We start from the raw sequence: 13874 nt of genomic DNA on the forward strand, positions 1-13874 counted from the left end.
CCGGGGTCGGAGGGGTCACCCGGCGCTCAGCTCGTACCAGGGGTTGTAGATGACCTGCCGGCCCTCGAAGGCGGCGAAGCGGCCGCGGGCGGTCAGCCGGCGCCCTGGCTCGATGCCCGGGATCCGCCGGCGGCCCAGCCACACCAGGGTGACCGACCCCGATCCGTCGAACAGCTCGGCCTCCAGCGTCGGCACCGTCTCGCGAGGGGTGTAGACGACCGACTTGATCCGGCCGGTCACCGTCACGACCTCGCCCTTGCGGCAGGCGCTGACCGCCGAGCAGCCGGCGGACGCCGTCTCCGAGCGGAGCACCTGGGCATCGACGGTCTGGTCGTCGGCGGTGAGCTTCTGCAGTGTGCGGGAGAGCCAGCCGCGCGCACCGGGCTGCGCGGTCGACCCCACCCTGGTCTCGGTCACGACTCCAGGGTAGTGCGGTCCGAGGCCGCAGAGCGGCGCGCCGTCAGCCAGGTCACGGTGCGTCGCCAGGCCTCTCCGGCGAGGTCGATCACGGCCATGTGATCACCGGGGACCACGCTCACCTCCACGGTGTCCCCCGCGGCCGTGGCCGCCGTCCGGTACCGCTGGCTCTGGTCCAGCGGCACGGTCGTGTCCTGCTCGCCGTGCACGCAGAGCACCGGCACACCGGTGGGCAGCAACCGGGCCGGGTCGGCGGCCGCGTACCGGTCGGGCACCTCCGCCGGGGTGCCGCCGAGGAAGGCCACGGTGGCGCCGTCGCCGAGGTCGGCGGCGACCGCCGCCGCCAGGTCCAGCACCCCGGCCTGGGCGACCACGGCGCCGACCGGCACCCGGGGACGGGCCCCGGGTGCGCCGCCGGGCAGCCGGCCCCGGCCCGCCGCCCAGGCGGCCAGGTGGCCACCGGCGGAGTGCCCCACGACGGTGATGCCGCTGAGGTCCAGGCGGTCGGCCCCCGGGAGGTCCGGCAGGGCGTCGAGCGCGGCGGCGACGTCGTCCAGGGTGGTCGGCCAGCCACCGCCGGCCCCGACCCGGCGGTACTCGACGGCGACCGCCGCCCAGCCGCGCGCGGCGAGGTCGGCGGCCAGCGGCCGGGCCAGCTCGATCCCGTACCGGGCCCGCCAGAACCCGCCGTGCAGGACGACGACCACCGGTGCGGCCCCGTCGCCGTCCGGGAGCGTGAGCTCCAGGAACTGGTCCGGGCCGGGCCCGTAGGCGTGGACGACCGGCGCGGCGGTCACCCCGCGCTTCCGGGCGGCGTGCTGCCTGGCACAGGAGACGTGCTGCCCGGCGCGGGAGACGTGCTGCCCGGCGCGGGAGACGTGCTGCCGGGCGCCGGTGAGGCGGCTCCGGGCACGGCGGACGTGGGACCGGGTGCAGCGGACGTGGGGCCCGTTCCCGGGGAGGCCGTGCCCGCAGCCGGTGCGGCGGCCGCGCCCGTCGTCGTGGCCCGGCCGGCCGTGCGGCCGGCGGCCTGCTGGCGGGCCATCTGCGCCGCCGCCTGCGCCGGGAGGGTCAGCGGGAGCTGCTCCCGGACCGGCATCGGCTGCGGCCCACGGACCACGACCACGTCCCGGAAGGCGGCCTCCAGCGCCGCGCCCGCCTCGGGGTCCGCGGCCGCGGGGCCGGTCATCATGCCGCGCAGGAACCAGCGGGGGCCGTCGACGCCGAGGAAGCGGGCCGGCCGGCGGACCGGCTTGGCCGGCGCCGTCTGCCCGGGCGGCGCGGCGGGGGTGAGCAGCACCGAGCCGGCCAGCTCACGGCCGAACGGGCCGTCGACCTCCCTCAGCTGGCCGCCCTGACCACTGGCCCCGCGGGCGAGGTCGGCCCGGACCTCGTCCCACAGCCCACCGGCCCGGGGCGCGGCGAAGACCGAGAGCTGGAGCAGGGAGTCCCCCATCCGGAGGCTGGCCCCGACCACCTGCTGCTGGGCGTTGACGTCCACCCGGAGCTCCATCCCGCCGACCGCGGGGACCCGCAGCGCACCGAGGTCGACGCGCGGCCGGCCGTCCTGCGGCGCGTCCGCCTCGTCCCACGGTCCGCTGGTCGCGGTCTCCTCCCGCTCCCGCACCTGCGGCTCGGGGGGCACACCGCGCTCGCGGAGGCTGCGGTCGATGCGGTTGCGTCGGCGTCCGAACGGCATGTCAGACCCGTCCTTCCAGGCTCGAGGGAGTGCTGTCGGCGCCCAGCGCCACCGCGCCACCGGTCGATCCGTGGCCGGCGCCGCCCCGCTCGCTGACCGGCAGCTCGGCGACCGGGACGAAGCGGGCACGGACCACCGGCTGGACGACCAGCTGGGCGACCCGGTCGCCCCGGCGCAGCCGCAGCGGGGTCGTCGGGTCCAGGTTGACCAGGTTGACCTTGATCTCGCCCCGGTACCCGGCGTCGATCGTCCCCGGCGCGTTGACCAGGCTCAGGCCGAGCCGGTGCGCCAGCCCCGAGCGGGGGTGGACGAAGCCGGCGAAGCCGTCCGGGATGGCCACGGCGACCCCGGTGCCGACCAGGGCCCGCTGGTGCGGGGCGAGCTCGACGTCCTCGGCCAGGCAGAGGTCGGCGCCGGCGTCCCCGGGCAGTGCGTAGGCCGGCGCGACGGCGTCCGGACCGGTGAGCAGCACGGGGACGTCGACCGGGCGGGTCACCGGGTCGTCCGCGGGGGGTACGGGCACGGCGGCGAGGCTAGCCGCGCGGGCCGGACCGCTGGTGGGCGGCCGGTGGGCGAGCGTCTCCCCCACGCCGGTCCGGCCCCGCGCTCAGGAGCCGGCGGCGGGCGGCAGGCGCAGGTCCGACCGCAGCCGGTCGGCCAGCTCGGCGGTCGCCTTGCGGTTGCCGCGGGCGGCCAGCGTGGCGCCGACCAGGAGCGGGGCCATCGACGTCGTGCTGCGGGCCAGCCGGCGGGTGACCCGGCGGCGCAGCGCCGCCATCCCCGCCGAGCCCATCGTGGCGAACACCCCGCCGCGCCCCGGGGACCCGACCGCGCGCTGGGTCGTCCAGCTGGACAGGTACGCCGCGGCGCGCTCCCGGGCGTCCCCCGGGGCCGGCCGGCCGGCGAGCTCGTGCAGCTCACCGACGAGCACGACCTCCACCGCCGCGACCAGGACGGTCTGCGCCCCCAGCTCCAGCGGGACGGCGACCATCGACGGCGGGGCGAACCACTGGGCGGCCGCCAGCCCGCCGGTCGCCGCGCCGACCGCGCCGGTGAGCCGGGCGGCCCGGGCGACCAGGGCGTCGGCGATCTCGCCGTCCGAGGCCCCGGGGTGGGCCCGCCGCAGCCGCTCCCCGTCCCGGATGGGCAGCCGGGGCGCCGCGGCGTCGAGCAGGTCGGTCAGCAGCCCACCGGGGGCCCAGCTGCGTGCCCCCCCGGCGGTGCCGGCGGCCCGCTGCGAGCTCCCGGTGGCCCGTTGCGCGCCCTCGTCGGACCGGGCCGAGCGGGCCGCGCCGGCGACCGCGGAGACGACGTCGGCGAGCACGCCGGACGCGGCCCGGGCACCGGCGCCGGCCCGCGAGGAGCCACGGGACCCGCCGTCCTTGCCGGACCCGTTGCCGAGCAGCCCGGCCACGGCGTCGGCCAGGGCGCGGGCGGCAGAGCCGAGCCCGCTGTCCGCGCCGACGACCTCGCCCTCCACCGGCTCCCCGGTCGCGCCCACGGGACGTGGCGGGGGCACGTCCCGTGGCCGGCCGGGCCGGCCCGGCTGCTCGCTCATCGACCGGCGCCGATCAGGCGCAGTCCCGGCACAGCAGCCGGTCGCCGCGGGTGGCGGCCAGCCGGCTGCGGTGCTGCACCAGGAAGCAGCTGGAACAGGTGAACTCGTCCTCCTGCTTGGGCAGCACCCGGACGGTCAGCTCCTCGTTGGACAGGTCCGCACCCGGGAGCTCGAGGGCCTCGTTGAAGTCGGTCTCGTCGACGTCGACCGAGGAGGACTGGGCCTCGGCCCGGCGGGCCTTGAGCTCCTCGAGGGAGTCCTCCCCGAGCTCGTCGGTCTCGTTGCGGCGGGGGGCGTCGTAGTCGGTGGCCATGGTGTGCCCCTTCTCTCGTCTCGTCGCGGGCGCACGGCCCGCTCGTCTGCCGTCGGCGCCGAGGCGCCGGAGGCGGTGGTGCCGGCCGCCTCGGCGGCCGGATGTCTGTCGCCGGCCGGGGTCCCCTGCTGGGCTCCCGGCCGGTTTGGCTCGGTCGTGCGGTCGACGGTGCGGCGCGGTCGGGTCGGCAGGTCACCGCCCCGGTCGCCCCGGCGTCCTCCGCTCCGATCCGGCCAGCCGCCCAACGCCGTCAGGCCCCGGTTTGTGCCCGCCTGCTGCTGGCCGACACATCCGGTCGCCGGGAGACCGGCCGCGGGTGGGAGCGCCAGAGGCTACCCTGCCGCCGTGGCGACTCCAGTGGGTGCTGATCCGGGGGTCGTCGGGCCCTACCTGGCGACCGCTCTCGGAGACGAGAAGTGGCGTTCGGTGCGCGTCGAGCTGATCGCCGCGGGCATGTCCAACCTCACCTACGTGGTGACGCCGGAGGGGTCGTCCGGGGACGACGCGGTCATCCTGCGGCGCCCGCCGACCGGCGCCGTCCTGGCCACCGCGCACGACATGGCACGCGAGCACCGGGTCATCTCCGCGCTGGCCGGCACGCCGGTGCCGGTGCCGCGCACGCTGCACCTGGCCACCGACACCACGGTGCTGGGTGCGCCGTTCTACGTGATGGAGCGGGTGGTGGGCGTGCACGTGGCGACCGCGCTGCCCGCCGGGTACGCCGACGTCCCGGCCCAGCGCCGGGCGATCGCCGACGGCCTGATGGACGTGCTGGCCGACCTGCACGCGGTCGACCCGGCCGCGGTGGGCCTGTCGGACTTCGGGCGCCCCGAGGGCTTCCTGGAGCGCCAGGTGCGCCGCTGGACCAAGCAGTGGGACGCCACCCGGGACGCCGACCGGCCCGCCCTGGACGCACTGGCCGCACGGCTGGCCGAGACGGTGCCGGCCTCGCAGCGCGCCGGGATCACCCACGGCGACTACCGGCTGGACAACTGCCTGCTCGACCCGGAGACCCCCGGCCGGGTGCGCGCCGTCCTGGACTGGGAGATGTCCACCCTCGGTGACCCGCTCACCGACCTGGGGATGCTGTTCGTCTACTGGCCGCAGGCCGGCGAGGAGCGTGCGGTCTCGGTGTCCTCGGTGACCACGCTCCCGGGCTTCCCCACCCGGCTGGAGCTGGCCGAGCGGTACGCCACCCGCAGCGGCGCCGACCTCGCCGACCTCAACTGGTACGTGGGGTTCGCCTACTTCAAGTTCGCCGCCATCGTCGCCGGGATCGTCGCCCGGTCGGCGGCCGGGGCGATGGCCGGCAAGGACACCACCGGGTACGCGGACAAGATCGACCCCTGCGTCGAGCTGGGACGCGCCGCACTCGAGGACGGTGCGCTGTAGCCGGTGCGGCCGCCGCTAGGGTCGCCTCCGTGTACGTGCTCGCCGCCGCCGTGAGGACCCCGTGACCGAGACCGCGAGCGAGACGGGCACCCGGCGACCAGCCGGCGGGCCCCGGAACCGCCGTCCCCTGCCCGCGCTGGTCTTCCTGCTCGTGCTGGCGCTGGCCGCGCTCGCGGTGTGGTGGAACGTGCTCGGTGACGAGCGGGCCCGCAAGGAGGCCCAGGCCGCCGCCTGCAGCAGCGCCGAGAACGCGCCCGAGGCCCTGGACCCCGCGACGGTGACCCTGCGGGTGCTCAACGCCAGCGACGTCGGCGGCCGGGCCGGGGAGGTCGCCGCGCAGCTGCAGTCCCTCGGCTTCGTCGTCCAGGAGATCGCCAACGACCAGAGCGACCACGAGGTCACCGGCGTCGGTGAGCTCCGGTACGGACCGGCCGGCGGCGGGGTGGCCGACTACGTGCAGCTGTACCTGCCGCAGGCCACCGAGCGCCGCGACACCCGGGCGACCACCGTGGTCGACGTGGTCCTCGGGCCCGACTACGCCGGGCTGGCGTCGGCGGAGGACGTCGCCGCTGCCCTCGCCCCGGCGGAGAACGCCGAGGCCGCCTCCTGCTGACCGCCTGCTCGCCGGCGTGGCGAGCAGGCGGCTCCCCCGGTCAGCCGGCGGTGTGCAGCCGCTCCAGCAGCTCGACCAGCGGGCCGGCCACCGACGGTGCCGCCGCGACCGCCATCGGCTCGGCGAACGGCCGGCCCGTCGTGCCGGTGACGACCAGACCGGCCTCGGCGGCGATCAGCGCGCCGGCCGCGTGGTCCCAGGGCTTGAGGTCCAGCTCGTAGTAGGCGTCGACCCGTCCGGCCGCGGCTGCGCACAGGTCCAGCGAGGCGCAGCCCCAGCGGCGGATGTCGCGCACCTCGGGCAGCAGCTGGGCCACCACGGCGCCCTGGGCGCGGCGCTGCTCCACCCGGTAGCCGAACCCGGTGGCCACCAGGGTCTGCTCCAGGGACACCGGCGCGCTGCCGTGCAGCTGCATGGCCGCAGCACCCGGCGCGGTCAGCCACGCCCCCTGGCCCCGGACGGCGGTGAACAGCTCGCCGTTGCCGACGTTGAGCACCACGCCGACCTCGGTGCGCCCGTCGACCTGGCCGGCGATGGAGATCGCGAACGCGGGCAGGCCGTAGAGGAAGTTGACGGTGCCGTCGATCGGGTCCACGACCCACCGGACGCCGCTGGTGCCCTCGGTGGCGGCGCCCTCCTCCCCCAGCACCCCGTCGTCGGGCCGCGCCCCCAGCAGCCGCCGCACGATCAGCGCCTCGCTCGCCTTGTCCACCGCGGTCACCACGTCGACCGGACTGGACTTCGTGTCGACGTCCTCGGCGGCGGTGCTGCGCCCCGCCCCGACCAGGACGGCGGCCTCCTCGGCGGTGGCCCGGGCCAGCTCGAGGAGCTCGGTGGACAGGTCCGGAGCAGGGCTGCCGGAGGTGGACGCGGTGGTGCCGGAGGTGGTCACGCCCCGGGATCCTGCCGGACCTGTGTGCCGTCGCGACGTCGGGTCGCTAGCCTCCCCCCGTGCAGGGCTTCGGAGTGGACATCGGTGGCAGCGGCATCAAGGGCTGTGTGGTCGACCTGGACAAGGGCGAGCTGGTCGGGGAACGGGTCCGCATCCCGACCCCCCAGCCGGCCCTTCCCGACCCCGTCTACGGGGTGGTGGCCGACATCGTCGGCCAGTTCGGCTGGGAGGGGCGGATCGGCGTCACCTACCCGGGGGTCATGAAGCACGGCGAGGCGTTCACCGCCGCCAACATGGACAAGAGCTGGATCGGCACCGACATGGCCGCCGGCCTGGAGGCGGTGATCCCCGGCACCGTGCAGACGCTCAACGACGCCGACGCCGCCGGGATCGCGGAGATGGCCTACGGCGCCGGGCGCGGGGAGCGGGGGCTGGTGCTCATGCTGACCTTCGGCACCGGCATCGGCAGCGCGCTGTTCATCGACGGCACGCTGGTGCCCAACACCGAGTTCGGCCACATCGAGGTCGACGGCGAGGACGGCGAGAAGCGTGCCTCCGCCTCGGCCCGGGAGCGCGAGGAGCTCAGCTACCCGCAGTGGGCGAAGCGGGTCGACCGCTACCTGGACACGTTGGAGCACAGCCTGTGGCCCGACCTGATCATCGTCGGCGGCGGGGTGAGCAAGAAGGCGGACAAGTGGGTCCCGCTGCTGTCCACCCGCACCCGGGTCGTCGCCGCGGAGCTGCTCAACGACGCCGGCATCGTGGGGGCGGCGCTGGCGGCGGAGCAGCACATCGGGCAGTGACGCCGACCGCCCGCCGGGTGGGGCCTGCCTCAGGCTCGCCCGGCGGGCGGGCACCGGATCGCGGCCGGCACAGAACCAGTGGACCGGGGCGTGCCCGTCGTTACAATGGAGCCGCCCCAGCGCGCCGCTCTCCAGCCGACAGGCCATCCCCGGTTCCCAGCACGGTGAAACACCCTGTGGTGTGTCGCCCCGCCGGGCTCGTCGGTGGGCCATTGCCGTCCGGGCGGGGTGCGGAGCCGCTGCCCGCGGGCCACACGGTCCTCGAGGAACGCACCGCAGTAGCACGGGAAGGAACCTGAGTGCCCGCCGACCAGCCAGGACCGGACGCAGCCACGGTGAGCAGCACGAGTCGCAGCCGGACGGTCGCCGCCCGCTCCAGCGCCCCGTCGTCCACCAGCCCGGTGACCGCCGCAGCGAAGAAGGCCCCGGCCAAGCGCGTCCCGGCCAAGAAGGCAGCCTCCCGCAAGCCCACGATCGCCCCCTCCCCCGGCACCGGTGAGGGCACCGTGCTGACCGCCGTCGCCTCCGACGGGGCGACCGTCGCCGTGGTCGACGCCGGCGCCGAGGGCCTCAAGCTCGACGAGACGGTCGTGACCGGCAAGGACGGCGTCGCCGTCGCCGAGACCGACGAGAAGGACGCCGAGACCAGCGGCGACTTCGAGTGGGACGACGAGGAGGAGTCCGAGGCGCTGCGGCAGGCCCGCAAGGACGCCGAGCTCACCGCCTCCGCCGACTCCGTCCGCGCCTACCTCAAGCAGATCGGCAAGGTCGCCCTGCTCACCGCCGAGGAGGAGGTCGACCTCGCCAAGCGGATCGAGGCCGGGCTCTACGGCGCCGAGCGGCTGCGCCAGGTCGAGGAGGAGGGCCAGAAGCTCTCCCCGCAGATGCGCCGTGACCTCAACTGGATCGTCCGCGACGGCGAGCGGGCCAAGAACCACCTGCTGGAGGCCAACCTCCGCCTCGTGGTCTCCCTGGCCAAGCGCTACACCGGCCGCGGCATGGCGTTCCTGGACCTGATCCAGGAGGGCAACCTGGGTCTCATCCGTGCGGTGGAGAAGTTCGACTACACCAAGGGCTACAAGTTCTCCACCTACGCCACCTGGTGGATCCGGCAGGCGATCACCCGCGCGATGGCCGACCAGGCCCGCACCATCCGCATCCCGGTGCACATGGTCGAGGTCATCAACAAGCTCGGCCGCATCCAGCGCGAGCTGCTCCAGGACCTGGGCCGCGAGCCCACCCCGGAGGAGCTGGCCAAGGAGATGGACATCACCCCGGAGAAGGTGCTGGAGATCCAGCAGTACGCCCGGGAGCCGATCAGCCTCGACCAGACCATCGGCGACGAGGGCGACAGCCAGCTCGGTGACTTCATCGAGGACTCCGAGGCCGTCGTGGCCGTCGACGCGGTCAGCTTCACCCTCATGCAGGACCAGCTGACCAGCGTGCTGCAGACGCTGTCGGAGCGGGAGGCCGGCGTCGTCCGGCTGCGCTTCGGCCTCACCGACGGCCAGCCGCGCACCCTCGACGAGATCGGCCAGGTCTACGGGGTCACCCGGGAGCGGATCCGGCAGATCGAGTCCAAGACGATGTCCAAGCTGCGCCACCCCAGCCGCTCCCAGGTGCTGCGCGACTACCTCGACTGAGGAAACACCCCCTCCTCCTCATCCCTCGCAGGCTCGGGACGAGCCTCTGGAGGGGGCCGGGCAGAGCCCTCTCTCTCCCGGACTCAGCAGGTCTGGCACGCGACCAGCGGTCGGTGGCCCACGGGTCGCCGGCCGTTGGTGTGTCCGGCTGCCGGGGGACGTTCCGATCCCATCGGGTGACGCGGCGGTGTACGACGGCACGTGGCGGGTAGACGGCGTAGCGTGGGGGACGTCAGAACAGCAGCGGACCCACAGCTGGCCTGAGCCAGTGAACGAGATCCACCAGTACGTGCAGCACCCGGACCCAGTTCCGAACCAGCGACGTCCCCTGCTGACCCGCTCCATCCGCGCCTCCCGTGTCACGGACTCATCTCGATCGGTGAGTCGGTGCACAGTCGGCACCGGAGTGGGAACACGAGGGGCCATCCTGGCGCTGTGCAGGAGGCCGATCCGCAGCCGCGGGTCCGTGCGGTAGAGAGCGAGTGATGAGCCAGATGACCCAGACGCTGACGACGACCCCGCCCACCGAAGACCTCGTCGTTCCCTTCCACTGCGATCGCTGCGGTGCTCTGGCCAAGGTGCGCGTGGTCCTCCCGAGTGGGAGCGACCTCGTCTTCTGTGGACACCACGCACGTGAGTACGAGGACAAGCTCCGCGACATCGCGGCCGACTTCATCGAGGCCGACGGCGAGGCGCGCGTCTCCCACTGAGGAGGGCAACTATCGTCGCGCCAGCGATGAAGCCCTCACCCGACGAAGCCGCCGGCACCCCTGACCCGCACCACGGGCACGGGGGGCCGGCGGCTTCGTCGTCCTCGGGACCGGACCGCGGTCCCCGCCGACCCGGAGAGCGACCGATGCCGCAGGAACCCCGCGACGACACCGTCCGCCTGGAGCCGGACGGCACCGTCGGAGCGGCCCGGACCGGCCGCCCCCCAGCGGTCCCCCCAGCCGGCCGACCGGCCGCTGCGCCGGCCGCCGAGCCGGTCGAGCAGCCCACCGGTGCAGCCGACCCGTCGGCTCCCGCGGACGGTGACCAGCCGCAGCCCGACGGCCACGTCGACGGCCGCACGGCAGCCACCCCGCCGCCCGCGGAGCCCTCCGACACCCAGGTCATCCCGCCGGTCCAGGACGACCCCCCGGCGGCCGCCGGTACGGCGCCGACCCAGGACGCCCCGATCACGGCACGCGGCACGGACGAGACGGCGACGATCAGCGGGCCGCCCCCGGCAGCACCACGCGACGTCGACGAGACCGCCACCATCTCCGGCCCGCCCCCAGCGGCCGACGAGACCGCGACCACCGCCGGTCCTCCCCCGGCAGCCCCTCGGGACGTCGACGAGACCGCCACCATCTCCGGCCCGCCCCCCGCGGCCGGGCGCGACGCCGACGAGACCGCGCTGATCGGCGAGCGGGTCCCGGCCGAGGAGCGCGCCGGCCGGGGCGGCGACGACGACGGCACCACCCCGCCCCCCTCCGGGTCCACCGGGGACGACCGCCCCTGGTGGCGTCGCCGGGCGGTGGCCGTCCCGGCGGCCGCCGTCCTCACCCTCGGCGTCCTCTACGGGGTCGACCTGCTGATCGCCGGCGACGACGTCCCGCGCGGCACCGTGGTGGCCGGTGTGGACGTCGGCGGGCTCTCTCCCGCGGCCGCCACCGAGCGGCTGGACAGCGACCTCGCGCCCCGGATCGCCGCCGACCACCCGCTGGTCGCCGCCGACGTGCAGGGCCTGCTGCACCCGGCCAGCGCCGGGATCTCGCTCGACACCCCGGCCACCGTCGACGCCGCCGACGACCAGCCGCTCAACCCCTGGACCCGGCTGACCACGCTGTTCGGCGACCGCGAGGTCGACCCGGTCCTGGCGGGCGACGAGACCGCCCTGGCGGCCCAGGTCGAGGCGTTCGCCAGCACGGTCGACCGTGCCCCGGTCGACGCCTCGATCACCCTCGACGGGACGACGCCCCAGCTGGTCGAGCCGGCCGAGGGACGCGAGCTCGACCGGAACGCGGCGGCCGAGACGATCACCGCCGCCCTCGCCGCCGGCGGCGACCCCGAGACGCCCATCGAGCTCCCCGTCGAGGTGACCGAGCCCCGGGTGGAGACCGCCGAGGCCCAGCGGGTGCTGGCGGAGACGGTCACCCCGGCCCTCGCCGCACCGGTCACCGTCGTCGGCGCTGACGGCGCGGACTCCGTCGAGCTGCCGGTGACCGCGATCGCGGCCTCCCTGACCTTCACCCCGCAGGAGGACGGCAGCCTGGCCGTCGCCGTCGACCCGGCCGCTCTCCAGGCCGCGACGGGCGAGGAGTTCGCGGCGTTCGGCTCCCCCGCGCAGGACGCTCGCTTCGAGGTCTCCGGGGACACCATCGCCGTCGTCCCCTCCGTGGACGGTCAGGGGGTCGACCCGGCGGTGCTCGCCACCGACCTGCTGCCGGTGCTCGACGACCCGGCGCCCCGCTCGGTCACCGCGGCCCTCGGCCCGGTGCCGGCCGAGTTCACCACCGAGCAGGCACAGGCGCTGGGCATCAAGGAGGAGGTCAGCTCCTTCAGCACGAACTTCACCAGCGCCGCGAGCGGCACCAACATCCGGGTGGTCGCCGCCGAGGTCGACGGTGCGCTGGTGCGGCCCGGTGAGACGTTCAGCCTGAACGGCTACACCGGCCCGCGCGGCACCGCGCAGGGCTACGTGCCGGCCGCGGTGATCAGCGGCGGTGAGATCTCCCAGGCCGTGGGCGGCGGGATCAGCCAGTTCGCGACCACGATGTTCAACGCGGTCTTCTTCGCCGGGCTCGAGGACGTCTACCACAAGCCGCACAGCTTCTACATCAGCCGCTACCCGGCCGGGCGGGAGGCGACGGTCTACGAGGGCCAGATCGACCTGCAGTGGCGCAACGACACCGAGACCGGCATCTACGTGCAGACCCAGTGGGTGCCGGGCACGCTCACCGTCACCTTCTGGGGCACCCGCTACTACGACATCGAGTCGATCAGCAGCGAGCGCCGCAACATCCGGCAGCCGGCCGTGCAGGAGAAGGTCGACGACGGCAACTGCATCCCGCAGTCCGGTGCGCTGGGCTTCGACATCACCGTGACCCGGGTCTTCCAGGACCTCACCAGCGGTGCGGAGCTCCGTCGCGAGTCCTTCGACACCCGCTACGCGGCCGAGGCGATCATCCGCTGCGTGCCGCCGCCCGCGGAGCCGACCGACCCGGCGGCGGTCCCCCCGGCCACCGGCACCCCCGCTCCGTCCACCCCGGCCGGCCGCCGCCCCGGCCCGCGGGCCGGCACCGCCCCGCGGGCCGGCCGGCGACGCTGCTGACCCCTCCCCCCTCCGGCGAGGGGGGAGGGGACGGCCGGGCCGGCATCACCGACTGCGCGGCCGTGCAGACTGGTGCCGTGGCCTCCGTCGTCCCGAACAGCTCCCCGGCACCCGCCGCCGAGCTGACGGGCGCGTCCCACCCGGCGGCGGACGCCCCACCCACCGGGTCGTCCGCGCCCACCGGCTCGGCCGTGCCGCCGGGGTCGACTGCGCCCACGGGGTCGACGGCGCGGGGCGGGCAGCGGCCGGGCCGGCTGGACAAGCTGCCCACGCCGGTGCGGGTGCCGCTGCAGGTGCTCGGGCGGACGCTGGCGAAGGCGTGGCAGGACCGGATCCTCGGGTTGTCGGCCGAGGCGGCCTTCTGGCAGGTCCTCTCGGTGCCGCCGCTGCTGATCGGGCTACTGGGCTCGCTCGGCTACCTGAGCTCGTGGATCGGCACGGACGCGGTCCGGGAGATCGAGGAGCAGCTGGTCAACGCCTCGGCGGAGGCGCTCACCCCGGCCGTCGTCCAGTCGCTGGTGCAGCCCACGCTCAACGAGATCCTCGCGCCGGGCCGGCTGGACGTGGTGAGCCTGGGCTTCCTCGTCTCGCTGTGGGCCGGCTCCTCGGCCACCGCCACGTTCCTGAACACCTCGGTGATCGCCTACGACCAGCGGGACGTGCGGGGGCCGATCCGCACCCGGCTGATGGCGCTGTGGCTGTTCGTCGTCGGCCTGGTGCTGGCCGTGCTCACCCTGCCGCTGCTGGTGCTCGGCCGCGGCACGCTGGTCGGCCTGATGCCCCGGCGCTGGCAGGGCACCGCGACGTTGCTGGTCGACGCGGTGTACTGGCCGCTGGTCGTGGCGGCGCTCATCCTGGCGCTGACCAGCTTCTACCACGTGATCCTGCCCCGGCGGATCCCCTGGCACCGGCACCTGCTGGGCGGGGTGTTCGCGGTCGGCTTCTTCATCGTCGCGGCGCTGGTGCTGCGCAGCTACGTCGCCGACGTGCTCACCACCGCGCTGCCCTACGGTGCACTGGCGGCACCGATCGCCGCACTGCTGTTCTGCTTCGTGCTGGGCATGTCGATGCTGCTGGGCGCCGAGCTCAACGCCACCGTGGAGGCCCGCTGGCCGGCGCAGCAGCGCCGGCACGACCGCCGGAGCCAGCGCCGCCGGGCGGCCAAGATCGAGCTGGAGGCGCACAAGCTCGGCCTCCGCTGAGCACCGGTCAGCCCTTCGGCCCCGTC

At 75.5% G+C, this 13874-nt stretch carries 14 protein-coding genes; 7 read left to right on the forward strand and 7 right to left on the reverse strand.

Going from position 1 to position 13874, the window contains the following annotated elements; genetic code table 11:
• Positions 1-15: 15 nt before the first annotated feature.
• The 6 genes from Q1A09_RS16430 to Q1A09_RS16455 all read right to left on the reverse strand — a co-directional run bounded on the left by Q1A09_RS16430 (position 16) and on the right by Q1A09_RS16455 (position 3987).
• The gene (locus Q1A09_RS16430; RefSeq protein WP_299957150.1) at positions 16-417 is read right to left on the reverse strand and encodes an OB-fold nucleic acid binding domain-containing protein; all 402 of its coding nucleotides are present in this window, start codon (positions 415-417) and stop codon (positions 16-18) included.
• Positions 414-1214 (reverse strand): S9 family peptidase, encoded by an 801-nt coding sequence (locus Q1A09_RS16435; RefSeq protein ID WP_299957153.1) that lies wholly within the window; start codon positions 1212-1214, stop codon positions 414-416. The genes Q1A09_RS16430 and Q1A09_RS16435 overlap by 4 nt, the downstream gene beginning before the upstream one ends.
• On the reverse strand, positions 1211-2116 hold the full coding sequence (locus Q1A09_RS16440; RefSeq protein ID WP_299957156.1) for a DUF3710 domain-containing protein: 906 nt from the start codon (positions 2114-2116) through the stop codon (positions 1211-1213). The genes Q1A09_RS16435 and Q1A09_RS16440 overlap by 4 nt, the downstream gene beginning before the upstream one ends.
• A 1-nt stretch (position 2117) precedes the next feature.
• Positions 2118-2639 carry a dUTP diphosphatase gene (gene dut / locus Q1A09_RS16445; RefSeq protein WP_299957157.1) on the reverse strand — a complete coding sequence of 174 codons (522 nt, stop codon included), beginning with the start codon at positions 2637-2639 and terminating at the stop codon, positions 2118-2120.
• An 84-nt stretch (positions 2640-2723) separates the two neighbouring features.
• Positions 2724-3674 carry a hypothetical protein gene (locus Q1A09_RS16450; RefSeq protein WP_299957160.1) on the reverse strand — a complete coding sequence of 317 codons (951 nt, stop codon included), beginning with the start codon at positions 3672-3674 and terminating at the stop codon, positions 2724-2726.
• A 13-nt stretch (positions 3675-3687) separates the two neighbouring features.
• Positions 3688-3987 (reverse strand): DUF4193 domain-containing protein, encoded by a 300-nt coding sequence (locus tag Q1A09_RS16455; RefSeq protein ID WP_299957163.1) that lies wholly within the window; start codon positions 3985-3987, stop codon positions 3688-3690.
• Between the two features lie 345 nt (positions 3988-4332).
• Between Q1A09_RS16455 and Q1A09_RS16460 the strand changes: the two genes are divergently transcribed.
• The gene (locus tag Q1A09_RS16460) at positions 4333-5379 is read left to right on the forward strand and encodes a phosphotransferase family protein (protein ID WP_299957166.1); all 1047 of its coding nucleotides are present in this window, start codon (positions 4333-4335) and stop codon (positions 5377-5379) included.
• Between the two features lie 61 nt (positions 5380-5440).
• Positions 5441-5992, forward strand: a complete 552-nt coding sequence (locus Q1A09_RS16465) for a LytR C-terminal domain-containing protein (RefSeq protein ID WP_299957169.1) — start codon at positions 5441-5443, stop codon at positions 5990-5992.
• A 40-nt stretch (positions 5993-6032) separates the two neighbouring features.
• On the opposite strand, the gene Q1A09_RS16470 is transcribed toward Q1A09_RS16465, so the two are convergent.
• Positions 6033-6884, reverse strand: coding sequence for an inositol monophosphatase family protein (locus Q1A09_RS16470; RefSeq protein WP_299957172.1), 852 nt, complete (start codon positions 6882-6884; stop codon positions 6033-6035).
• 59 nt (positions 6885-6943) lie between these two features.
• Here Q1A09_RS16470 and ppgK point away from each other — a divergent pair, with 59 nt between their 5' ends.
• The 5 genes from ppgK to Q1A09_RS16495 all read left to right on the forward strand — a co-directional run bounded on the left by ppgK (position 6944) and on the right by Q1A09_RS16495 (position 13848).
• A complete protein-coding gene (ppgK, locus tag Q1A09_RS16475) occupies positions 6944-7687 on the forward strand; it encodes a polyphosphate--glucose phosphotransferase (RefSeq protein ID WP_299957175.1) in 744 nt (247 codons plus the stop codon).
• A 299-nt stretch (positions 7688-7986) separates the two neighbouring features.
• Positions 7987-9330, forward strand: a complete 1344-nt coding sequence (locus tag Q1A09_RS16480) for an RNA polymerase sigma factor (RefSeq protein WP_366139798.1) — start codon at positions 7987-7989, stop codon at positions 9328-9330.
• Positions 9331-9815: 485 nt separating this feature from the next.
• Positions 9816-10040: a hypothetical protein gene (locus tag Q1A09_RS16485; RefSeq protein ID WP_299957180.1), complete on the forward strand. Its 225-nt coding sequence runs from the start codon at positions 9816-9818 to the stop codon at positions 10038-10040.
• Between the two features lie 146 nt (positions 10041-10186).
• On the forward strand, positions 10187-12646 hold the full coding sequence (locus tag Q1A09_RS16490; RefSeq protein ID WP_299957183.1) for a VanW family protein: 2460 nt from the start codon (positions 10187-10189) through the stop codon (positions 12644-12646).
• A gap of 77 nt (positions 12647-12723) precedes the next feature.
• The gene (locus Q1A09_RS16495) at positions 12724-13848 is read left to right on the forward strand and encodes a YihY/virulence factor BrkB family protein (protein WP_299957186.1); all 1125 of its coding nucleotides are present in this window, start codon (positions 12724-12726) and stop codon (positions 13846-13848) included.
• The last annotated feature ends 26 nt before the right edge of the window (positions 13849-13874 follow it).

It is taken from the genome of uncultured Modestobacter sp., from assembly GCF_947486615.1.
In the GTDB taxonomy this organism is placed as follows: Bacteria; Actinomycetota; Actinomycetes; order Mycobacteriales; family Geodermatophilaceae; genus Modestobacter.